The organism is Ralstonia chuxiongensis (genome assembly GCF_024158925.1).
Classification (GTDB): domain Bacteria; phylum Pseudomonadota; class Gammaproteobacteria; order Burkholderiales; family Burkholderiaceae; genus Ralstonia; species Ralstonia chuxiongensis.
Window position 1 is genome coordinate 15,487 of sequence record NZ_JAMYWC010000003.1, and the last position, 20,879, is coordinate 36,365.

Consider the following 20,879-nt stretch of genomic DNA (forward strand, 5'->3'; position numbering starts at 1 on the left):
CGTTGTGTTTCAGAGGCAGGGTTCCGGGTATCGTGTCCAACTGCTAACGGCCCGCGTGAATGTGACACGTCGGCTCCGTTGGGTATCAATGCGGAAGCCGGGCGTCACCGGCTGGGATGGGTCCTGCGATAGCGTAACGATGCCATCGATGAAAGCCAGTGGGGCAATGGGAGCCATGCCAAAGACGCGATCCGCGATAGGCGTCAGTCGGTAATCACACCCTCCAGCTGAGCCTTGCATACGGAGTATCAAAGTACTGTGGTCGGCCGGATCGTGTTCGATGACGGCGCGGGCGTTGGCATCGTGGCTCTCGTAAATGCCACACACGGCAGCGGCGATCTCGGCCGTCATCGGGGGGGCTTCAGCAACGCGTTCGAATGTCTCGGCATGACCGCAATGGGCGATCCGGAGATGGTCGATGTCATCGGGCGCGTTGTGCATTCCCCAGTGCACGGAGAAGGAACCGTCCGAGCCGGCTTCAATGGCGACATCGTTGGTGGGGCTTCCTTCGATCGGGTAAAGCGGCAGGGGCTTCCCCGCGCAGAGCCAACCACCCAGCGTCAATGCGCCGTCGCGGTTCTCCAGTGCATACACCGCATTGCTCTCCAATGAGCGATAGCGGCCAAGCCGCGCAGCATGTGCCGATGCACGCGCTGGTATCGGCGGTCCGTCGCCGCTCAAGACATCGGCGAGCACGATATCGACGATGCGATGGGCAAGATCGATTGGGGTGTCGACCGCGCCGTTGCTGAGGAGCACCACATCCAGCCCGTGTGGGGCGGAGAACAGCATATGGCTGGTGCCCCCGATGACACCGCCCGAATGATGGGTGAGCTCGACGCCGCGATAGTTGGTTTGCTTGAGGCCCAGGGCGTAGTTGCTGCGCTGTCCGCTGGAAAAGACGGGCATCTCCAGCATCTGCGCCCACGTTGCATCGGTGCCGATGATTTTTTCACCATGCATGTGCGCAGTCCACCGCAGCATGTCATCGACCGTCGAAACGATGCCGCCTTCACCCAGGATCTCTCTTGAGGGAAAAATGCCGCGCAGATACCCGCCTTCGCCATCCGGCACATGAAAGCTGGCGATTCCCGGCACCACGGCCATGTCGTTGTCGATGGAAGCCGTCTGGTGCATGCCGATCGAAGTAAAGATCCTCGCATCCAGGAATGCATCAAACGGCATGCCGCTGGCGCGCTCAATGGCGAGCGACAACAAGTGATAGCCCCCGTTCGAATACATCATCCGCTCGCCTGGGCGGAAATTCTCGTCGCGCTGGCGGATCTGTGCGGCGAGCGTTGCGCCACGCGGCGGGACGGCCAAGCCTTGCGTCAGCAAGGCCAGATCGAGCGCGCATCGTTGCCCGCCGCGGTGCGACATCAACTGACGCAGTGTTGGCGCACCGCCGGCACGCGAGAGCTCAGGAACATAGGTTCCGATGCCGGCGTCCGCATCGAGAAGGCCCTCCTCGCAGAGCAGCAGCGCAGCCAGGCAGGTGAAGTGCTTGCTGACTGAGCCGATACGCAGGCGCGTGCCGGTCGTCAGCGCGCGCGCGTGCTCAAGACTTGCCATGCCGAATGCCTTGCGGTAGAGCAGTTCACCATGCTGCGCGATGCCGACAACCACGCCCGGACCATCGCTGCACGCGTAGGGGTGAAACAGCGCCGACAGCGCCTCGTACATGCATTCTCTCAATGGGCTTGTCATGGGGTTGTACCGTCGTCAATGCGAGTGAAGAGCAAATTGCGCGTGCGCCAGGTGTCGAGCCGGAAACACGAGGTGTTCCCACTGCCGTCGCGTGAGAGGCGCATTGCGCCATACGCCATGCTGCTGGGGTCGTGCGGCGTGAAGGCAAGCATGTCGTTCGATTTGGGGTCGAGACGGTAGAGGGCAGTGCCGTGCCTGCCTTGGACAGACATCGCCAGTGCATTGCTTTCCTGCTTGATGATCGCAAGCGCACCGGCATCTAGGCTGACGTAACGCCCGACCAATCCGTTGGCCGCGTCGGCTGCATGGGGCGCCGCATTGGCGAGGCGGTCCAGCGTCTGGCTTTGCCCGCACTGCGTCATGTCGAGACGCGTTCCGTCGCTGTGGAGTTTTAGATAAAGCGCACCCTCGGGGCCGTCATCCAGCGCCAGTGTCCTCGGCCTGTTGGGCACCAACTTGAGCGGCAGCGGGTGAATGACGAGGTTGTGGTGAATGAGATGCAGCGTGCCATCGCGGTCAACAATCTCGCAGTAGGCGCCCGTTTCGCGTGAGTGGTACGTCCCCAACCACGCAGGATACTCAACGGACGTTGCCGGGCGGCTTTCCACTGGCGAGAGATGCGCCTCAAGCACGATGTCGATCACACGCTTGGACAACGCAATCGGATTGATCGTGTCCGCGTTCGTCATGATCACGATGTCGAGGCCATGCTCAGGCACCGTCAACATCTGGCAGGCGCCACCGATCGAGCCACCGGAGTGGTGCAGCATCGATACGCTGCGATAGCGTGTCTGCATGAGGCCGAGCGAGTAGGTGCCGACCTCTCCGTTGTTAAAACGGACCGGGGTCAGCATTTCACGCCACGTGGCAGCGGAGCCAATGCGCTTCTTGCCGCGCAGGTGTGCGATCCAGCGCAGCATGTCATCCACCGTCGATACGATGGCGCCCTCGCCCAGGCAGCGCCATCCTGGCAGTAGGCCGCGCTCCCAGCCGCCCGTGGCGTCCCGTACATGCAGTGTCGCCATGCCGGGCAGAATCTGCATATCGTGGGGTGCCGCAATAGTGTCGATCATGCCCATCGGGCCAAAGAGGTGTTCCGCCAGAAACGCCTCGAACGACATGCCGCTGATGCGTTCAATCACGATCGACAGCATCTGATAGCCGCCGTTGGTGTACATGGCGCGCTCGCCCGCAGGGAAGTTGTGCTCGGACTGCCGTGCCTGCATCGCCAAAGCAGCACCAGCGGGAACCATGCTCAATCCCTGTGTGAGCATGAAGAGATCGAGAAAGCACCGTTCCCCCCCGGAATGGTTCATGAACTGACGAAGCGTGGGGTCGCTGTCCCTCGCGGGAAGCTCTGGCAGGTAGCGGCGCGCCGGCCCATCAATGTCGAGCTTGCCGGCCTCGGCGAGCAGCATGGCGGCCAAGCAAGCGAAATGCTTGGTGACGGACCCGATGCGCATGCGGGTGCATGGCGTATTGGCGACGCTGTGCTCCAAGCTGGTCATGCCAAAGCCACGGCGATAGCGCAACGCGTCACCGTGCGCAATGCCCACGACCAGGCCCGGTGTGTCACTACGCTGATACGGTGCAAAGAGGGCGTCGAGCCTTGCGGCAAGTGAAGAATCCATTGGCTGCACGGTGGACCTTACGGAAGCATCGCGTTGGCGATGGCGGACCCCCAGGCATCGTCCATGCACAACAAGAGGCCGTCCGAGTACTGGGCGCCATCAGGACGATCCCTGGTGAGAAACAGCGGTCCATCGAGGTCGATGCGATCGCACAACTGCCCCAGGACGAAGGCAGGTGCGATGGCCAATGACGTCCCCGGCATGCATCCGACCATGATGGAGAGGCCTGCAGACCGTGCGGTGGCGGCGAGTTCAAGCGCGCGCGTGAGTCCCCCGCACTTGTCGAGCTTGATGTTGACGATGTCGTATCGACGAACGACTCTGGGCAGGTCGTTAACATCCTGGAACGATTCATCGGCGGCCAGGGGAATCGGATAGTCCAGCGTATCGAGGCAGGCGTCAGCACCGATGGCGAACGGCTGTTCCAGCATGTCGACGCCGACTTGCTGCAACACCGGAAGCATCGCATCGAGGTGCGCGAGCGACCAGCCTTGGTTGGCATCGACCGAGAGCGGCACGTCAGGTCGTGCCTCACGAATCGAAAACAGGCGGCTGGCATCGCGCACACTGCCATCGAGTTTGATCTTGAGCGCCCGGGCTTGGCGCAGGCTACGCGCGTTGCGCGCCATCGCCTGTGGGGTATCGACGCCGATAGTCATCGTGGTGAGCAGGGGGCGCGGTGGGGGAAGCTGCGCGACGCGCCAGACCGGCAACGCTTCACGTTTCGATTCCAATGCCCAAAGCGCTGCGTCCACCGCATTGCGTGCGCCGCCCGATGGCAGCAGCGTCAGCAACTGCGCGCGGGATATGCCTCGTTCGATAGAAGGCCGTACCGCTTCGATCTGCGCCGCGATCGACTCGGGCGTCTCGCCAAGATAGAAGACGCCGGCCGCTTCACCGACACCTTCATGGTGCGCGTCAGCGATTGTCACGACGACCACACGTGCAGTATCGACGAGATAGCCGGTAATTCTGAAAGGCGCGGCCAGTGGCCAGCACTCGATTCGAATCGAGAGAGAACAGGGTTCCATGGTGTTCGTTTGACGATGGGAGGGCGTTATGCGTAGCGCTCAATCGCGTCGCGTACGCCTTTACCGGCGGCGCGCATCAGTACGCAAGCTGAAGAGAAGCCAACCAGGGCGACGCCAATGATCGCCAGGAGGAGCCCGTGGTTGACAGCCTGCAAGCGATCCGACATCACCCCGATGAAGACCGGGCTACCGGCTTGAACGACGATGGTGGTCAGCACGCCGATGGCGGCCACTCGCGAGCGCAGGTGTGCGGGGCAAATGCTTTGCATGATTGCGGGAAACAGCACCATGCCTGCGACAATGCAAGCGAACTGCAGTCCAAAGAGGCTGTAGACGAATGTCACCGAACTGGCCGTCAGGTAGCCGACGGAAGTGAGCGCTGCGGCAAGCGCACCCCATTCGCACACACGCAGCGGGGCCAATACGCCGAAGCGAGGGCTGAGGCGGCGAGCGATCAGCCAGCCCAGAACGCAGCCAACGACGCTGCCGATTGTGGCTGCGGCTCCCAACCCACCGCCAGCCGCAGCCGGCGCCGCGCCAAAGCTCCGCACGGCAACGATGGGCATCCAGGTGGTAATGCCGGTGAAAGCCATGTTGACCAACGCAATCGCGCCGAAAAATTTCGCCATCATGGCCCGCTCGCGCGTGAAGTAGACGCGTGCGGTCAAGGGTGATGTGGCGACATGCTCGGCGGCGCGCATGGTCATGCTGACGGGGCCGTGTTTAGGGCGGATCATCGCGACCAGAATGACTAGAAGCGGCGCGGGGATGGCAACGGCAAAGAAGGCCAGGCGCCATGGCGAGAAGCCGGCCAGCGCACCGGGTAGCGTGCCATGCACCGTCGTGACGCCTTGCAATAGCGCGCCTCCCAGGGCCATGCCCGCACCGGCGCCGAGCAGGTTGACCAGCGCGAACACCGAGTTGGCTAGCACGCGCTGGCGTGCGGGAAACAGGTCGGGAATCATGCCGTAGATGATGGGCATCAATCCGGCCTCTCCGATGCCCAATCCGATCGAGGCGATGAAGAGTTGCCAGAAGCCGGTGGTGAGCCCGCAGGTTGCAGTCGCTGCACTCCAGACCAGGATGCACACCGCCAGCACGAGGCGGCGGTCAACGCGGTCTGCCACCCATCCGATGGGTAGCGCCGCCGCGCCCGCAAAGAGTGCGATGCCGGCGCCTTGCAGCAGGCCGATCTGCAAGTCCGAGAGACCGAAGTCATGCCGGATCGGTTCTGTAAGGAGAACGAGTATCTGCCGGTCGATATTGGCAAAGAACGCGACGATCACGAGGACCGCGAGGCCGAACCAGGCAAGCGCGCCGGCGGACGCCTCCCTTGGGGCGGAGATCCCCATGGCGGGGGAAGGTAAGTCGAGTTTCGAGTCGAACATGGCGGAGCCGACAATTGAGGAGGGTGCGAGAGGGTGACGGGGCGACCAGTTGGCAGCGCAATGCCGCTTACGGCATGAACTGCTCGTTGCCGACCAGCCCGATGCGCTTCACACCCAGCCGTTGGGCGGACGCCATGACCATGGCAACGGCCCGATATGGCGCGGCCTTGTCCGGACGCAAGTGCAGCTCAGTTGGTGCGGGGTCTGCACTGACTGCCTCAAGCCGGGTTTCCAACTGCGCACGGGAGGCCACCGGTTCGCCATTCCAGGCGAGCGAGCCATCGGGTGCGACGTCAATCTGGACGATGGCCGGCGGTGTCTGCTGAGGCTGCGCAGGCGCGTCGGTTGGCATGTCCAGCTTTACCGCATGCGTTTGGATAGGGATCGTGAGGATGAGCATGATGAGCAGCACGAGCATCACGTCGATCAACGGGGTGGTGTTGATCTCGACCATGATCTCGGCGTCATCGCCGTTGCCGCCATGCATCGTCATTGCCATGACGGGCCTCCTTTTGGTGTGAATGGGTTATTGGCGCGGCGGTGCTTCGGTAATGAAATCCACTTTCGCGATACCAGCGCGTTGACAGGCGAGCACGACGCGCCCAATGGCGGCGTACCGTGCATCCAGGTCGCCGCGGATGTGCACTTCCGGCTGCGGTTTTTGCACGGCCACCGTCTTGAGCTTGTCGACCAGCGTTTGGGTATCCGGCACATGACCTTCATTCCAAAACACGTCGCCGTCTTTCGTGACCGCGAGGATCACGTTCTGGGGTGTGGTTTGCAGCGGGTGGACGGCTTCTTTGGGAAGCGTGACCGGCACTGTGTGCGAGACCACCGGAATGGTGATCAGGAAGATGATCAGCAGCACCAGCATCACGTCCACCAATGGCGTCGTGTTGATGGTGGACATCACCTCATCGTGCTCGTCACTGCTGCCAGTTCCGACGGACATGGCCATGGCTCACCCCACGCGAGCAATCGCCATGGACCGCGTTGCGGCGGCAGCGGCAGCGGTGGTCTTGCCCGTGAAGAGAACGGTATGCAGTTCGGCGGAGAAGCCGCGCACACGCTCCATCACAGCCTTGTTGCGCCGTACCAGCCAGTTGTAGCCGAGCACCGCCGGCACGGCCACGGCCAGGCCGATAGCGGTCATGATCAATGCTTCGCCCACGGGGCCGGCAACTTTGTCGATCGATGCCTGGCCGGCAATGCCGATGGCCGTCAGCGCGTGATAGATGCCCCATACCGTCCCGAACAGTCCAACGAATGGCGCAGTTGACCCGACAGTACCCAGGAAGGAGAGGCCGTCCTGCAGGCGATTGGAAACGGTGTTGGTCGCGCGCTCAAGGGCGGTGGTGACCCACGTGTCCAGGCTGATCTGCTCCAGCATCGCGCCATCGTGGTGGTCCCATGCGGACAGGCTGGCCTGTGCAATGAAGCGGAAGGGGCAGTCCTCGTTGAGCGCGCGTGCGCCTTCCGGGAGCGTGGGTGCAGTCCAGAAGACCTCTTCGGCAGCTTTTGCCCGGCGGAGCACACGGGCCTGTTCAAGCAGCTTCGCGACGATGATGTACCAGCTGCCCATCGACATCACGATGAGGATCAGCAGTGTGCCGCGGGCAATCAGATCGCCGCCTTTCCAAAGCGCCTCGAGGCCGTATGGATTCGTTACCGCATCGGTGGCGGCATGCGCCGCGCTGGTTGCCAGCGTCAGAGCGACGGCGGCGGCAGCTGGGTAGTAGCGTTTGAACATATTTGTCTCCTGGAACGTGTTGGAACAACGTGATGGCATCGGCTGACGCTTGCTGCCTCAATCGAGCTTGAAAGAGAAAGGCACCTGCACCCGCACCTCCTGGCCTTGCGCGATGCAGTGGAATTGCCGCACGGCGTTCTCGGCCGCGCGATCCAACACAGGTGCGGCGGACGTGGTGACACGCAGGTCTTTCACGTTGCCGTCAGTGCCCACCGTGAACGCCACGACAACATCGCCCGTGAGGCTGTCTTTGATCGCTTCACGTGGATAGCGGATGCCCGCACGCACCTGCGTCGAGTTCGGACACACAACGCCCACGCTTGCGGCAACTGGCGCGGGTGCCTGCGCCGGTGCTGGAGGCGCGACCGGTGCAGACGGCGTTGGTGTGGCCGACTGCGCGGTGATGGTGTTTTGCGACGGCGGTGTGGCGGTATGCACTTCCGGCGGCGGCACAAACGGGGGTGGCGCGACGTGCTTCGGCCGGGGCGGTGGCTCCGCCAGCTTCTTGGGAGGCGGTGGGGGCGGGGGCGTGACCTCTTCAATCAGACGCGTCTCGATCGGCGTCGTGATGATCTTCACGACGTTGGTTGCGATACCGCTCAGCAGCGCGTACAGGATCACCACATGCAATGCGATCACGAATGCGATGCCAGCCATTCGACGAGCATGCGGTTTGGGTTGGGCGTAGTTCATATGCCACGTGTCTCCTGCCTTGATAGGTCTTGTTGAGGAGCACGTTAAAGCCTGGGCATTTCCACTTCATCTCGACTTTGTATCGAGGTTGATACGAAGCAGAATGCGCGGGAAGCAGATGCAGAGCGTGGCAAGACGGCGCGTGTAAATCGCACACTTCGTTGCGCTACCGGCGTGACGGGAATGTTTCTGGATGCGTGGCCGTGGACGTATGCGCAACAGCACACAGGTCGATTATTTCAAGCGTGAAATAATCCGTACAAAAAAGCTCTTATATTGGCGTCTCATAATTCCGTGGGCGCGAGCGCGGCACGCTGCCGCTACGACACCGGAGAGGGGGAGACACCGTGACCAAATCGATACATGTTCTCGCTGTCGACGACGACGCGCAGATCAGGGGCTTGCTGTGTGATTGCCTGGCCGATTTCGGCATGGTCACCACGCAAGCCGCCAATGGTGCCGATATGCATCGTGCGCTTGCTGATGGCACAGCCGATATTGTCGTGCTGGATCTGATGTTGCCTGATGGCGATGGACTCGATCTATGTCGCGAAATTCGCGCGAAGTCGGATATCCCGATCATCATCCTCACGGCGCGCGGCGAGATGACGGACAGGATCGTAGGGCTCGAGCTGGGCGCAGACGACTACGTCGTCAAGCCGTTTGAGCCTCGTGAGCTGGTCGCGCGTATCCAGACCATCCTGCGCCGCACGCGCGCCCAATTGCATGCGCATGCCGATACCCAGGAAGAGTGCCGGTTCGCAAACTGGCGTCTGAACCTCATTGGCCGCCATTTGATCGCTGCCGACAATACGGTCATCCCACTGTCGAACGCCGAGTTCCGCCTCCTCAATGCATTTCTTGCTGCCCCGGGGCGCGTACTAAGTCGCGAATACTTGATGGATGCCGCACGCGGCAAGTCAACCGACGCATTTGACCGCAGCATCGACGTGCAGATATCGCGTTTGCGCCACAAGTTGCGAGAGGACATCAAGGAACCCAAGCTCATTCGCACGATTCGAGGAGAAGGCTACATGCTTGATACCAAGCAGCATTGAGCGTGGGTATGGGCTGCTTAGTGCAGCGTGTAGAGAGTCTGCCGCCCCTCGGCATAGAGGGCCATGGCGATCTTCACGATCTCATTGCGATGCCGGTCGAAGGAGGCCAGCACCCCGGCTTCGTCAGAACCGAGGCCGGGGTCCAAATTCATCAGTACGCGGTCTTCCACAAGGAAAGTAATTTCGCGTGCATTGTCGTAACCCCAGAACCACACGCCATGCCTGGCCCCATCATAGCTGCGGCTGGGGTTGGGAAAACTGAGTGCCATATGTCGTCCTGCGTTCTACGCCTTTGATGGACCGGGTTGCACGCTCACTACCAGCGCGAAGCGCTCCTGTTACTGCGTATCGCCTTTCATGCTCTCGGCTTCCATCGCGGCATGCAATTCCTCATACGCCTCGATTGGCTCCATATCCTGATCGACGAACGCCGCTGCGTGCTCTGCGGCGGCCAACGCATCGCGCGGGATACCGCTCTGGCTATCGTCCTCGGTACTTGGCGGCAGCAGCATGTCCTCAAGCATCCCGCGCAGCTCCGGGGTATTCCATGGCTTGCCCAGCTTGGCCTTCCTTTTCAGGTAGTGACGGATTTCCGAGTCTTGCTCGGCGGTGAGCGGAAGCCCTCGAAAAGTGGGGTCCGTGTTGTGATGGATCATGATGCGCCTCCCGAAGCGGTCTGCGCTTTCAATGTAGAGATATCGATTCTCTGCGGTGAACGTTACAAGTTGCGTGTGATCACTGTGCCGCGTGTCCGCGGCCAACCGATTTACGTCTTCTTCTTGGCGACACCTTCGTTCCCAACCCGAGAATGCACCGTGCTGGACGGGGTTGCCGGCACTGACGGCTTCTTGGACTGCTTGGGTTTTTTCGCTTCGCGAGTGCTGCGTAGTTGACTCTTGGCCATGTTGTTGCTCCTAGTGCGTTGCTTGCCAGGGTGGCAATCCCAGCATACGCGCTTAGAAGCTCTCCGGACATCTTTACCTATTCGGAAGAACCTTCCGCCGTCGGGTCTGGCGCCCAGGCGGCGGTGAATTAAGCGCCTAGATCATACCCAGGGGGCGCCGCGGCCCCGACACCTGTCATCGTCTTATGTCCCAGACCTGCGATGCCTCGCTGAGATGCAGGTCGCCCGTGGGCAGTCTCGGTACGCCCTCCAATCTGGCGATCGCTGTTTTTTTGCAGTGACTGATGGAGTTGAGCGAGCGCTTTCGATGAACAGGGCTTCGCGAGCGAAGGAGCACGGAGGAGCGATGAATATCCGGATGCCTTCTTGTGCCTGCACGCCTCTGCGTACTCAGGACACTGGCAAGCTGCGTGGATTGTTCTAGGTCGAGAACTCGAGTGGGGCCGCGTTCAATGTGGCAAGCAGCCGTTGAAGCTGAGATATCAAGAGGGGTACGACCACGTGTTACTACATCGTATCTCCCCTGATCGAGGGCCGTCTAAAGGTCCATGCCAAGGCGTTCTTAAGGCTGGAGATCCTCGCGGGGCGCTGATTCCCCGTGGCCACCAGAGGCTCGCTCGCATGCTGTGCCTCGGCAATTGCTTCTTGTAGGTGACGAAGCCTATCGGACCGTCTTGCAGAGAGAAGAGCGGAGTTTAGTGCGGCAAGGCCCCGCAGTTTGCCGCGTGAGACGCAACCAATGGTGCTCTCCCTGGCGCGCCTCTTGTGTGCTAACTAATTGAAATATAAGGAGTTTACTGTTTTCGGCGCGCCGTGCTGCGTCAGAGAGTTCCACATTGAGTGACCAAAGTTCCAAATTGAGTGAATTGTCGAGATTCACTCAACTCTGAACCGGCAGGTCAGGATTTGCAGGCCTTCCCGGCGGAGTTGCTCAGCCGACTTTGAACTCGTGGTTCGCTTAACTTTGAACTATCCGCGTTTTGGTTCACGTAACTCTGAACTTTCGCGGGTAGGCTCGGCACCAACCTCACCGGAATTGAGCCGGACGTCGGCGTGCAGGCCTGGTCAGCCACGGAAGAGAGCGGCACCAGTGGATTTGCCTCTGGGTAATACGCCGCCAGGCAGCCGCGCGGAATGTCATACGCCACCAGGCGGAAGCCATCGGCGCGGCGCGTGGTGCCGTCTTCGGAGAGCGTCACCATGTCCGCCAACTGGCCGTCCTTCATGCGGATCTGCAGGTCTTGATGAAGAACACGCAGGCGTTGGCCGAACACGCCGCAATAGCGGTCGTCCATGCTGTAGATGGTGGTGTTGATTGATCGTGCGAGCGCACCGTGGCCAGCGTAAGGACGGCGGCGTCGGGATAACCTCAGGGAGCGCCGTCACTAGTGACGACAAAAAGCTCGGCTCTGTTGTTCCTCCGCAAACCGAAAGCGAGCGCTCGCACAGAGGCGAAGGGTTCGTATTGCAGCAACATCTTTGCCGACGCTGGACATCTCCTCCCCGCAGCGTGGCCTTATTCGCCACTGATAACGGCCTATCAGTCGGGTAGCGGAGTATCGGCAAGAAGTGCAACGGACAGCAGACGCACTCGCTGGTCTACAAAATAGCCGCCACCTTCCGTGTACCGCAGAAATACGCGACGACACACGCAGCACTCCCAAACATCGCTTCGGTTGTACGGGTAGTACAACGGCGCGATAGGTGCCGCCTCCGACCAGTAACTGCTGCCATCGGGATGTGACTCTGCGAAGCTGGCTTCGTCAACGTTGCCTTGAATGAGCGTACCAATGCGCCTGAGTTGATCTTCTGGGAATGAAACGGGAACGCTCGACCATGCGATCATCGGCGTCTTGCAGCAGGAGCAAGGCACCTCTACGCCGTCGGAGCGGGATGCCAATTGCTCCAACTGGGGAAAATTCAGATGAGGAAGCTCTTCCATAAGTGATGTCTCTATCGATGCGGAGTAGGCGCCGTTCTCTCAGACGGAGACCAGCGACTCAGGTTTTAAGTCCGCAATTCTCGTGACGCCGAGTAACGCCATGTTCCGCGTGATCTCGTCGTGCAGCAACCGTGCCGCATGGCATACGCCGAATTCTCCGGCAAGCGCTGCCGAATAGGCGAATGATCGCCCAACAAAGACAAACTTTGCTCCGAGTGCGAGTGCCTTAAGCACATCAGTACCGCGGCGAATTCCGCCATCCATCATCACGGTCGTGTCGCCTGCTGCTTCGACAATCTGAGGCAAGACAAGCAGCGGGGGTACTGCCGCATCGAGTTGCCGACCCCCGTGGTTGGACACGATGATGCCGTCAACGCCAAGAGCACACGCTAGCTTTGCATCGTTCGGGCTCAGGATTCCCTTGACTATCAACCGACCACGCCATCGGTTGCGAATGCGATCCAGCGTCCCCCAGTCTATGCGCCCACGATCGGAGAAGTCCCGCAAGACGTGCTTCGAGAGGATGGGAGCGCCACGGTGCGCATAGTTGTTTTCGAAATGCGGTAATCCGTGGCGTATGCAGGTCTTGAGAAAGGTGCCGCACAGCCAGCGAGGATGCGTGATCCCCTGCCAAGCCAAGCGCAAGCTCGGCCGCAGCGGTGTGGAGAATCCGGCGCGGATATTATTCTCGCGATTCGCCGCAACCGGGGTATCCGCTGTGATCACCAACGTATGGAAACCTGCTTTCGCGACGCGTTCTATCAACGCGTCACGCTGATGCTCTTCCCCAGGGAGATAGGCCTGAAACCAGGCATCTCGATTGACTTCGGCAACGGTTTCGAGGGGTATGAGGGACGATCCGCTCATCACCATTGGGATGTTGGCGGACAGGGCTCCACGTGCCAGTACTGCGTCGCCACGATAGGCGGAGAGCGCGCTTAACCCCAAGGGAGCAATCCCGAACGGGGCGGCAAACTGCTGCCCAAAGAGTTCCGTCGTGGTCGTTGTCGACGACACGTCAACGAGAACACGTGGCACAAACGCGTAGCGGTTGAACGCGCTACGGTTCGCCTCGCGGGCGAGGTTCTCTTCAGCGCCTCCTGCAATGTATTCATACACCGGACGCGGAAGGTGGCGCCGCGCAGCTGGCTCGAAATCCCGCAAGCTCAGAATGTGGTCTAAGCGCGGCCGCGTCGCCATTAACTCTTCCTTTGCAGGTCGTGATAGCCGAGCATCGCGCGGGCTTGACCGAGCGTCTTGCCATTTGCAATGTGCAGGCGGATCTCAGCCTCCGTTGCTTCGATCCGTCGTGCCGTGGCAGCGACGTCCTGAGCGCGACTACGGGGCACCACGACTACCCCATTGGCGTCAGCGACAACGATATCGCGCGGAGCGACCCGAGCTGTGCCAACGGAGATTGGCCCATTCGTGTGCTCCACCTGTACGCGATCTTTGCCCGTGCGCATGAAACGTCCACGTGTAAACAGCGGATAGCCGTCGGCCAATGCGCGAGAAACATCACGACATACGCCATCGATGACTGTGCCGGCAATCTTGCGTATGCCTGCGTATTGCGTCATGAGGTCACCCCAGACGGTGCAATCCGTACGGCCGTCGTTGTCGATGACCACGATGTCCCCTGGTGCCACGTCGTCGATGAAGTCGCCGACCGTGCCCGGAGGCGTGCTTGCGGCCACATATTTCACCGTGAATGCTGGGCCGACGATTGCCTTCGAATAGTTGTCTAGGGCAGCGATCCCCAAGCACTGTCCTGGCAGTCCCAGCTTATCCATCGCATCTGATACCGCCGCCGTATCGAGTCCGTCGAACAACGCGACGAGTTCTTGGTCTTCTTGCTTCATTTTGCTTTCCTATGAATCCTGCCTTCCGCAGGGGCATGCGGAAATCCAGCCTAGCTTGGCCGGCTCCGATTTATGCGTCGACGTGCTTGATCTTGAGGGGCTCAGAGATGGTTAGCAGGATGAGGAAGGTCAGTGCGGAGATCGATGCCATGAATGCGAACACCCAGTCCCACCCATGGCTGTCCAGCAACAAGCCAGTGATGAAGGGTGTGGCTGCGCCGCCCAGCTGCCCGCCCATGTTGACAATGGCATTCGCCAGCGGGAATTTCTCCTTCGAAACAAACGGCATGGGATAAGCCATATAGGCGGAATAGCCGATGCTAAGCAGCATGCCGGTTGTAAAGATCAGGGCACTGTAGAGGACAGGGTCGGACGGAGACTGTATGAGTGCATACATCATTCCTGCAGTGGCGAGGGCTGAGATCATCATTCCTGGCTTGCGCCGCTTCTCGACCAGCCGGTCAGAAAGCAGCCCGCCCAGGATGTTGCCAACCACAGCGCCGACCCATGGAGCTGCAGCGACGAAGCCCATGTTCATGACTGAAAACTTCTTTACCGTCAGCAGGTAGGTAGGGATCCACGCGAGCAAGACACTCGATATCCCCAACTGAAAGCAGTAACCGAGCGCACAACCCCAGACATTCCACGATTTCAGTACGCCGGACGTGGTCTCCAATACTTTCTCGTCGCGTACCCGGATGATCTTGTCAAGCCAGGGAATCGGCTTCGACTGCGTACCGACCTTTACGCCGGATTTGCTAGCAGCGGCCTCGGTGATATAAGCGATCTCGCCTTCATTAACGAACCGGCTCGCAGCGGGCTTATCGCTAACCAAAAAAAACCAAAAGAAGGACAGAACAATCCCAGGTATGGCGAAGAAGATGAAAATTTCCCGCCACCCCCAAGCCGTTACGATTGCCGCCCCAAGAATGGGGGTGATGACGGGCCCGAATTTGACCGAAGAAAGAAAAATACCGGCAGCGGTGCCTTTTTCTTTCGACGGGAACCAGTTGTTGATGGTGGTCGCGACGCCAATTGGCAGCGGGCCCTCTGCAAAGCCAAGACCGATGCGGCAAAGCTTCAACGGGAGAAGCGCTCCTACCATGCCGGTCAGCCCTGTCGCAATCGATGTGAGAATCATAGAGATAGAGAATGTTCTCCTCACGCCGAATTTCGACAGGAGCCACGCGGAGGGAAGTTGGGCAACAGCGTAGGCCAACAGGAATAGGCTAACCAACCCACCTGCCTCAGCGTTGTTCATCGCAAACTCTTTTCTGAGGAAGGGCAATGCGACACCCAGGTTTGCTCGGTCCGCTGCCGCGATCGTATAGATCACAAAGAATAAGGTTGCGACGATCCAGCGGTACTTCGTGGGTTTCATTTGCGCGGAGATTGCCGCGCCATCCAGTTTTACGGATTGCGGTTCCATTGTCTCGCTCCACACTCATCTAATTATTTTTTTAAGATGAGTGGTTGTCAGTTAGGACAAATTGAATTGATTCAGAATATCGTTGAGCCCCAGCAGCTCAACCGTCGTAGCACCGTTCTTGATCCGCGCTTTAAAATCAGCTTCTTTCTCTTCGCGTGCCAGGCTATCTGAGAGCGTTCTATCGGCCAGATGCTGAGGTACGACGACAACGCCGTCGCGATCTCCGACAATGATGTCGCCGGGATGAATCTGGACATCTCCGATACAGACCGGTACGTTTAACCTTCCGGGCTGATTCTTGCTGGTGCCCTTGATACTCAAGCCGCGGCAAAAGACGGGAAACCCCATGTCGGTGATCGTGCTCGCGTCGCGTACTGCACCGTTGATGACCAGTCCAGCGATGCCGATCTTCATCGCTTGCTCGGTCAGCACATCTCCCCAAGGGCCTGCTTCAAGGAAGCCTTTTGCATCCACAACCAAAACATCGCCAGGTTTCGCCTTGAGCAAGGCGTAATGCAGCATGAGGTTGTCGGCGGGGCGGATATCGACCGTAAGCGCTGGTCCGGCGATTCGCATGCTCGGGTGGATGGGCTTGATTCCGCTATCCAGTGCGCCTCTGGCACCTTGCGCTTCGTAGACCGTAGCGCTGCCGCAATCACCCAATGCCCGGACGATGGACTCCGAAAGAATTTGGACTTCACCCACGCTGCGTCTCCTTATCTAAGTTTGGAGACAGTTTTGGATAAAGTAAAATTGATCGCAACCATCGAATTCTTATCGTTAGTTCAGAAAAAATGAACTTGAGGCAGCTTAGGTACTTTTGCGAAGTGGTGGAGGCGGGCAGTGCCGCGCTGGCCGCCAAGAGACTGTTTGTGGCGCCCACCGCAGTTAGCATGCAGCTCACTCAGTTGGAGGAGCATCTGGGAGAGACGTTGTTCGATCGGTCGAGAAGGCCGATGGAGCTGACATCACTCGGGAAATACTTCTATCCGCGAGCGAAGGAGTTGTTGTCCCAGGCGCGTCGTCTGGATGAGGAGGCTCGAGGCATTGCCACGGGCAATAGGGGATGGTTGGGTATCGGCTTTGTCCGTTCGGCGTTGTTCTCGATATTGCCGACAGCCATCAAGCGGTTTCGCGAAACCTTCCCTGACGTTCATCTCGATCTCGTCGAGGTCTTGTCGGAGTACCAGCCTGAGCAGCTATACCAGGGGCGTATCGACTTGGGCATCTCGCGATTCATTGGCCGGTTCGAGCAGGCAACGGATCTGAATTACAAATTTGTGCTCGAAGAGTCGTTCCTGGCTGCTGTCCCGATTGACCATCCGCTCGCCCAACAGAGTTCAGTATCGGCTATCGAATTCGCGAGCCTGCCTTTCATTCTTTATCCCAAGGATCCTAAAAGCCCTTTTGGGCAGCAGATGGTGTCCGTACTCAGAGAGGCTGGGGCCAGTCCAGTCGTCGCCCACGAGGCAATTGAGATTCATACTGCATTGGCGCTTGTCGGGGCTGGTCTTGGCGGCACGCTCGTTGGTCGCTCTATTGCCGTGAACAATCGAGCAGACGTGGCGTTCGTCCCTGTGCACGACATTGAAGAGAGCGCTGCAGTTGTGGCAATCACGAGAAAGGAAGAAGAGAACAAGCTGGTCGCTTCGTTCCTGGAAACCCTGGCCTACCCGCAGTCCGCGTGACAGACGGGGCACCAACGCGATCAGCTAACCGGTCTGCATCCTGCGTAACGCTGTGAACGCATGATTTGTGTCAGGCCGCGCCTTGATGGCGTCCACGCGCCCCTTTTCCGAAGCCGTGACCGTTCCAGCATCACCACAGCAGAGTTGCCGGCAACTCAATCTGTCTCGTCTTCTTGATACAGGTCCTAGAGCAAGACGACTCGTGATGAGCTGTGCCAGCCAGTGATCCTATCTGCCGCTTCTCTTTGCGTTGGGTCCCGCGCCAAACGTGGAACACTGCCTAGCAATCTCCGCAACACCATAGCCAAGAGCTGCATGCGGATACTTGAGGAAGTAACATGAGTACGCCACGCTCGGTGCGGGCGGGTTGGTTTCCACCAGTGCCAGCTTTCCTTGTTCGAGTTCCTTTTCAAATAGAGACACGGGTAAGCAACTGATACCGACGCCGGCAGCGACGAGACCGGCAAGCGCGTTGACATTGTTGCCGCCGTACAAACGCTCCGGACGTACACCGACACTCTCCCAAATTTTCGAACAAAGCATTGTGATGATGGAGTGCTCTGATTGCTCCACTACCGGTCGCGACGCCAAGCTACTCATTGTCTGGGCTTCCCCCGGAGGGAAAGTTCCCGGGCCAGAGAACCATCCGAACTGCACGTTTCCAATGGGTACGCGTGCCAAGCCTTCTGTCAAAGGCATGTCGGGCAGGATTGCGAGGTCCAGCCGTCCCTCGAGAACCTTGTGCAAAAGCAATGAGGACAGATCAATCTCAGGCTGGACAGTGACAGTCGGGTACACCCCTTTCATGCGCATCAGAAACGACGGAAACCACGTCAGAGCGGTTAGTTCAGTCAATCCGATGTGAAGCGTCCGGGTGGGCTGCTGCGTCAGCCCTTTCATTTTCTCAAGCCGCTCCAGAAGCTCAAACAGATGTTCACTCTCTGCGAGCAAGTCTTTGCCAACTGGCGTTAGCAGATTCTTGCGGGCTTCGCGTTCAAACAAGGGGGCGGCTACGTAGGCTTCGACCTCTTGAAGGCGCTTGGTCACGGCAGACTGGGTAACGTGAAGCTTCTCTGCAGCCTTCGCCACTGTGCCTAGGCGTCCGACCCAATAGAAAGTCTCGAGTTGTTTGATCGTGAACATGGTTTTTTTCAAGCTCGCCGGTAAGGCGATTTAGTAGCTGGCGAAAGGCGTTCCGAAGTCGCAGTTTTCCTTTGCGAGAGTAGCTACCGTTCGATGGAAATCAGAAATGGCGTCGATGCGCACGAGAGCGATGTAGTTCATCGCCGGTGCACCAATTGGTATCTCGATTTCGCGCAACGCGCCGTTGCGCGCAGGACCAGATGCAACCGCTTTTGGTAGACCGGCAAGACCCACGCCTGCAGCGCAGATACCTGCCAAGGCGACTAGGCTGTCGCTATGGATGGTGTTGCTGGTACGGATGCCGCGCTCAGCCAGCCAACTGGAAAGCACGCTGCCTCCAGTTTGGAGTTCGCCCTGCAGCAGAACCGTCTGGCGTTCGAATTCGCTCAGAGTGAGCGCGGAGGGCAACGACATGCTACCCGCACAGTACCAGCCGAATTCCGCAGTACCGATCGGCAGCCGAGCCATGTCGACAGTTCGCACCGCGTCCAGCACGATTGCGAGATCCAATTGCCCGCTACGAAGACTCGATTGGAGTGAGGCGGAGGAGCCGACCTCCAACTCCACACGCATAAGCGGATATCGCTCACGCAATCGCGCCAAAAAGCGTCCGAGCCAAGTGAGCGCCGCAAGTTCGGTGACGCCAAGCCGAAGCGTCGACGACACCAAATCCGGGTTGCCGAAGCGCTCCATCAAATTTGACCGCTGACGAAGGATTGCCCTCACCACCCGAAGCACCTCTTGCCCCTCCATTGTCATGCGAGCGGCGCGCTGTGCGCGATTGAAGAGGGCATGTGAGAACGAGGACTCGAACTCGCTTATCTGCCGGGAGATGTTTGACTGCGACGTCCCGAGACTCTTCGCGGCCTTCTCAAAGGAGCCCATGTCCGCAACCGCGGCGAACGCCTCAAGTTCTCTGAACGTTGTCATCTAGGTAATCACCCGCTCTTTTGATACCAAAACGGAAAGATTATGCATCGAAAAATATCTCTTTTCAGAACTATTAGGAGAGACAACAATTCAGTCATCCGCACGCAACAAAGTTCATGCGCAGCCGGGACGACATGACAGCCCGCCAATGCGGAGTTCCTCCATCCACCAGGTAAAGCCACCATGAAGCTCTTCAAACTGCTCCCGACCGTAATCGTTGCAGCCGTTTCCGCCGGCGTTCCTCTGGCGCACGCCGACCAACTTGCTGATGTGAAAGCCAAGGGAACGCTGACGTGTGGGGTAGTCGGCACGCTTGAGCCATTTGCTTACCAAGACACTGCGACTCGCGATGTGGTTGGCTATGACGTCGACTTCTGCAAGGCAGTTGCCAAGCACATGGGTTTAAAAGCGGAGCCGAAGGTCGTGTCATTGGAAGCTCGGATTCCGGAACTGACCCAAGGTCGTGTCGACATCCTTGCGGCTGTCCTTGGCTACAACCCTGCCCGTGCGGAGCAGATTGCCTTCTCGAAGGCTTACTTCGTGAGTAACCAGTCGATTGCCGCGAAGAAAGGTGTCTACAAGCATCGCGATGACTTGGCAAATAAGCGCGTCGCAACCATCAAAGGCTCCAGCAACATTCCGATGATGCAGAAGGTCATGCCGACTGTGAACCTGGTCAGCTATGACGACGCTCCCTCGGCGTTTACCGCGCTGGCCCAGGGCAAGGTGGACGGTTACGTACTGTCGGAATCGCTGATGCGCCGCTTCATCGCCAAGCTCGGCCCGAGCGGCAATATCGAAGTTCTGTCTCCGCCGGTTGGACGTGAGCAATGGGGCCTGGGGATGCGCAAGGGCGAGCCGGCGTTTGAGAAGGCTGTGAACGATGCTCTTGACGCGATGGAAAAATCGGGCGAGTCGCAGCAGATCTTCGACAAGTGGATGGGCCCGAACACGATCTACCAGATGCACCGCGACTTCAAGACCGAAAAGATCGCCGGTTAAGCGCCGCGAACGGGATCCACCATGGCTATCACTCTGAACTTCGGCCCACTTCTGGCTGAACCATATTTAGGGCACTTAGTTGCCGGCCTTAAGTACACCGCGATGCTGACCGTCGCAAGCTGGGTGTTGGCCGTTGTTCTTGGTGTGGCTCTGGCTACCGTTCGAGTGGCGGGCAACCCGCTCATTGAGCGCCTTGTAGCGGGTTGGGTCGCTTATCAGCAGAACGTGCCAATGCTGGCCCATCTGTTTCTCTGGTACTTCGGCATTCCTACCATTCTCCCGGAGTTTGTTCAGAACTGGGTGAATGCGAACAATGGCGAGTTGATCTTTGCGTCCATCGCCATCGGACTCTGCATGTCGGCCTACTTCTGTGAAGACGTCCGCAGTGGTCTACGTGCTGTACCGAACGGCCAGCACGAAGCAGCGCGATCACTAGGACTGAGCTTCTTGAAGTCGATGCGCTTCGTGATTCTTCCGCAAGCCATTCGTACGGCGCTGCCGCCGTTCATCAACCACACCGTAGTTCTGTTCAAGAACACGAGTCTTGCGATGGCGCTTGGCGCAGCCGAGATGACTTACGTCGTCCGAGAAATTGAGAACCAGACGTTCCGGACTTTCGAGGCATACACGTTGGCAACCGCTTTCTACCTCGCGATTTCTCTGGGTCTAATGGGTATTGGTGCAGTTGTCGCCCGTCGTCTGCAAACACCAGCGAGATAAG

The 20,879-nt window shown here is 59.2% G+C and carries 21 protein-coding genes and 1 pseudogene; 4 read left to right on the plus strand and 18 right to left on the minus strand.

Annotation, left to right across the window (positions count from 1 at the left end; translation table 11 throughout):
- Nucleotides 1-9: 9 nt before the first annotated feature.
- The 8 genes from NKG59_RS09250 to NKG59_RS09285 all read right to left on the minus strand — a co-directional run bounded on the left by NKG59_RS09250 (nt 10) and on the right by NKG59_RS09285 (nt 8,200).
- On the minus strand, nt 10-1,683 hold the full coding sequence (locus NKG59_RS09250; RefSeq protein WP_253536495.1) for a serine hydrolase domain-containing protein: 1,674 nt from the start codon (nt 1,681-1,683) through the stop codon (nt 10-12).
- A gap of 20 nt (nt 1,684-1,703) precedes the next feature.
- A complete protein-coding gene (locus NKG59_RS09255; protein WP_253536496.1) occupies nt 1,704-3,338 on the minus strand; it encodes a serine hydrolase domain-containing protein in 1,635 nt (544 codons plus the stop codon).
- 17 nt (nt 3,339-3,355) lie between these two features.
- Nucleotides 3,356-4,369 (minus strand): dipeptide epimerase, encoded by a 1,014-nt coding sequence (locus tag NKG59_RS09260; protein ID WP_253536497.1) that lies wholly within the window; start codon nt 4,367-4,369, stop codon nt 3,356-3,358.
- 26 nt (nt 4,370-4,395) lie between these two features.
- On the minus strand, nt 4,396-5,757 hold the full coding sequence (locus NKG59_RS09265) for an MFS transporter (RefSeq protein WP_253536498.1): 1,362 nt from the start codon (nt 5,755-5,757) through the stop codon (nt 4,396-4,398).
- Nucleotides 5,758-5,824: 67 nt separating this feature from the next.
- Entirely contained in the window at nt 5,825-6,256 is a 432-nt protein-coding gene (locus NKG59_RS09270) for an ExbD/TolR family protein (protein WP_253536499.1), read from the minus strand.
- Nucleotides 6,257-6,283: 27 nt separating this feature from the next.
- Nucleotides 6,284-6,715: an ExbD/TolR family protein gene (locus NKG59_RS09275; protein WP_253536500.1), complete on the minus strand. Its 432-nt coding sequence runs from the start codon at nt 6,713-6,715 to the stop codon at nt 6,284-6,286.
- Nucleotides 6,716-6,718: 3 nt separating this feature from the next.
- Nucleotides 6,719-7,507: a MotA/TolQ/ExbB proton channel family protein gene (locus tag NKG59_RS26400; protein ID WP_052672789.1), complete on the minus strand. Its 789-nt coding sequence runs from the start codon at nt 7,505-7,507 to the stop codon at nt 6,719-6,721.
- A gap of 57 nt (nt 7,508-7,564) precedes the next feature.
- Nucleotides 7,565-8,200, minus strand: coding sequence for an energy transducer TonB (locus tag NKG59_RS09285; RefSeq protein WP_253536501.1), 636 nt, complete (start codon nt 8,198-8,200; stop codon nt 7,565-7,567).
- A 347-nt stretch (nt 8,201-8,547) separates the two neighbouring features.
- On the opposite strand from NKG59_RS09285, the gene NKG59_RS09290 reads away from it, so the two are divergent.
- On the plus strand, nt 8,548-9,258 hold the full coding sequence (locus NKG59_RS09290; RefSeq protein WP_253536502.1) for a response regulator: 711 nt from the start codon (nt 8,548-8,550) through the stop codon (nt 9,256-9,258).
- Between the two features lie 17 nt (nt 9,259-9,275).
- Here NKG59_RS09290 and NKG59_RS09295 read toward each other — a convergent pair whose 3' ends face one another.
- From NKG59_RS09295 to NKG59_RS09330, 8 genes and pseudogenes are all read right to left on the minus strand, one after another.
- Nucleotides 9,276-9,527, minus strand: coding sequence for a DUF1488 family protein (locus tag NKG59_RS09295; RefSeq protein ID WP_045203591.1), 252 nt, complete (start codon nt 9,525-9,527; stop codon nt 9,276-9,278).
- 69 nt (nt 9,528-9,596) lie between these two features.
- On the minus strand, nt 9,597-9,914 hold the full coding sequence (locus tag NKG59_RS09300; protein WP_045203818.1) for a hypothetical protein: 318 nt from the start codon (nt 9,912-9,914) through the stop codon (nt 9,597-9,599).
- Nucleotides 9,915-11,061: 1,147 nt separating this feature from the next.
- Nucleotides 11,062-11,528 (minus strand): annotated as a pseudogene (locus NKG59_RS09305) (hypothetical protein); the annotation flags it as partial.
- Nucleotides 11,529-11,702: 174 nt separating this feature from the next.
- Nucleotides 11,703-12,104, minus strand: coding sequence for a hypothetical protein (locus tag NKG59_RS09310; protein WP_253536503.1), 402 nt, complete (start codon nt 12,102-12,104; stop codon nt 11,703-11,705).
- Between the two features lie 39 nt (nt 12,105-12,143).
- Nucleotides 12,144-13,304 (minus strand): alpha-hydroxy acid oxidase, encoded by a 1,161-nt coding sequence (locus tag NKG59_RS09315; protein ID WP_253536504.1) that lies wholly within the window; start codon nt 13,302-13,304, stop codon nt 12,144-12,146.
- Nucleotides 13,304-13,966 carry an RraA family protein gene (locus NKG59_RS09320; RefSeq protein ID WP_253536505.1) on the minus strand — a complete coding sequence of 221 codons (663 nt, stop codon included), beginning with the start codon at nt 13,964-13,966 and terminating at the stop codon, nt 13,304-13,306. Before NKG59_RS09320 ends, NKG59_RS09315 begins: the two co-directional genes overlap by 1 nt.
- Before the next feature lie 70 nt (nt 13,967-14,036).
- Complete coding sequence (locus NKG59_RS09325) at nt 14,037-15,395, minus strand: MFS transporter (RefSeq protein ID WP_253536506.1); 1,359 nt, start codon at nt 15,393-15,395, stop codon at nt 14,037-14,039.
- 51 nt (nt 15,396-15,446) lie between these two features.
- Nucleotides 15,447-16,100, minus strand: coding sequence for a 4-carboxy-4-hydroxy-2-oxoadipate aldolase/oxaloacetate decarboxylase (locus NKG59_RS09330; RefSeq protein WP_253536507.1), 654 nt, complete (start codon nt 16,098-16,100; stop codon nt 15,447-15,449).
- Between the two features lie 89 nt (nt 16,101-16,189).
- Between NKG59_RS09330 and NKG59_RS09335 the strand changes: the two genes are divergently transcribed.
- A complete protein-coding gene (locus NKG59_RS09335) occupies nt 16,190-17,083 on the plus strand; it encodes a LysR family transcriptional regulator (RefSeq protein WP_253536508.1) in 894 nt (297 codons plus the stop codon).
- Nucleotides 17,084-17,311: 228 nt separating this feature from the next.
- Here the strand turns inward: NKG59_RS09335 and NKG59_RS09340 are convergent, their stop codons facing one another.
- Both NKG59_RS09340 and NKG59_RS09345 read right to left on the minus strand, forming a co-directional pair.
- The gene (locus NKG59_RS09340; protein ID WP_253536509.1) at nt 17,312-18,226 is read right to left on the minus strand and encodes a LysR family transcriptional regulator; all 915 of its coding nucleotides are present in this window, start codon (nt 18,224-18,226) and stop codon (nt 17,312-17,314) included.
- Between the two features lie 30 nt (nt 18,227-18,256).
- Nucleotides 18,257-19,156 carry a LysR family transcriptional regulator gene (locus tag NKG59_RS09345; protein WP_253536510.1) on the minus strand — a complete coding sequence of 300 codons (900 nt, stop codon included), beginning with the start codon at nt 19,154-19,156 and terminating at the stop codon, nt 18,257-18,259.
- A 183-nt stretch (nt 19,157-19,339) separates the two neighbouring features.
- Between NKG59_RS09345 and NKG59_RS09350 the strand changes: the two genes are divergently transcribed.
- Nucleotides 19,340-20,158 carry an ABC transporter substrate-binding protein gene (locus NKG59_RS09350; RefSeq protein WP_253536511.1) on the plus strand — a complete coding sequence of 273 codons (819 nt, stop codon included), beginning with the start codon at nt 19,340-19,342 and terminating at the stop codon, nt 20,156-20,158.
- Nucleotides 20,159-20,179: 21 nt separating this feature from the next.
- Nucleotides 20,180-20,878, plus strand: a complete 699-nt coding sequence (locus NKG59_RS09355) for an amino acid ABC transporter permease (protein ID WP_253536512.1) — start codon at nt 20,180-20,182, stop codon at nt 20,876-20,878.
- Nucleotide 20,879: the final 1 nt, after the last annotated feature.

Bases quoted from the DNA above. Each gene is read 5' to 3' on its own strand.
- NKG59_RS09250 (WP_253536495.1), bottom strand. From the start codon at position 1,683: ATGTACGAGGCGCTGTCGGCGCTGTTTCACCCCTACGCGTGCAGCGAT.
- NKG59_RS09255 (WP_253536496.1), bottom strand. From the start codon at position 3,338: ATGGATTCTTCACTTGCCGCAAGGCTCGACGCCCTCTTTGCACCGTAT.
- NKG59_RS09260 (WP_253536497.1), bottom strand. From the start codon at position 4,369: ATGGAACCCTGTTCTCTCTCGATTCGAATCGAGTGCTGGCCACTGGCC.
- NKG59_RS09265 (WP_253536498.1), bottom strand. From the start codon at position 5,757: ATGTTCGACTCGAAACTCGACTTACCTTCCCCCGCCATGGGGATCTCC.
- NKG59_RS09270 (WP_253536499.1), bottom strand. From the start codon at position 6,256: ATGGCAATGACGATGCATGGCGGCAACGGCGATGACGCCGAGATCATG.
- NKG59_RS09275 (WP_253536500.1), bottom strand. From the start codon at position 6,715: ATGGCCATGTCCGTCGGAACTGGCAGCAGTGACGAGCACGATGAGGTG.
- NKG59_RS26400 (WP_052672789.1), bottom strand. From the start codon at position 7,507: ATGTTCAAACGCTACTACCCAGCTGCCGCCGCCGTCGCTCTGACGCTG.
- NKG59_RS09285 (WP_253536501.1), bottom strand. From the start codon at position 8,200: ATGAACTACGCCCAACCCAAACCGCATGCTCGTCGAATGGCTGGCATC.
- NKG59_RS09295 (WP_045203591.1), bottom strand. From the start codon at position 9,527: ATGGCACTCAGTTTTCCCAACCCCAGCCGCAGCTATGATGGGGCCAGG.
- NKG59_RS09300 (WP_045203818.1), bottom strand. From the start codon at position 9,914: ATGATCCATCACAACACGGACCCCACTTTTCGAGGGCTTCCGCTCACC.
- NKG59_RS09310 (WP_253536503.1), bottom strand. From the start codon at position 12,104: ATGGAAGAGCTTCCTCATCTGAATTTTCCCCAGTTGGAGCAATTGGCA.
- NKG59_RS09315 (WP_253536504.1), bottom strand. From the start codon at position 13,304: ATGGCGACGCGGCCGCGCTTAGACCACATTCTGAGCTTGCGGGATTTC.
- NKG59_RS09320 (WP_253536505.1), bottom strand. From the start codon at position 13,966: ATGAAGCAAGAAGACCAAGAACTCGTCGCGTTGTTCGACGGACTCGAT.
- NKG59_RS09325 (WP_253536506.1), bottom strand. From the start codon at position 15,395: ATGGAACCGCAATCCGTAAAACTGGATGGCGCGGCAATCTCCGCGCAA.
- NKG59_RS09335 (WP_253536508.1), top strand. From the start codon at position 16,190: ATGAACTTGAGGCAGCTTAGGTACTTTTGCGAAGTGGTGGAGGCGGGC.
- NKG59_RS09340 (WP_253536509.1), bottom strand. From the start codon at position 18,226: ATGTTCACGATCAAACAACTCGAGACTTTCTATTGGGTCGGACGCCTA.
- NKG59_RS09345 (WP_253536510.1), bottom strand. From the start codon at position 19,156: ATGACAACGTTCAGAGAACTTGAGGCGTTCGCCGCGGTTGCGGACATG.
- NKG59_RS09350 (WP_253536511.1), top strand. From the start codon at position 19,340: ATGAAGCTCTTCAAACTGCTCCCGACCGTAATCGTTGCAGCCGTTTCC.
- NKG59_RS09355 (WP_253536512.1), top strand. From the start codon at position 20,180: ATGGCTATCACTCTGAACTTCGGCCCACTTCTGGCTGAACCATATTTA.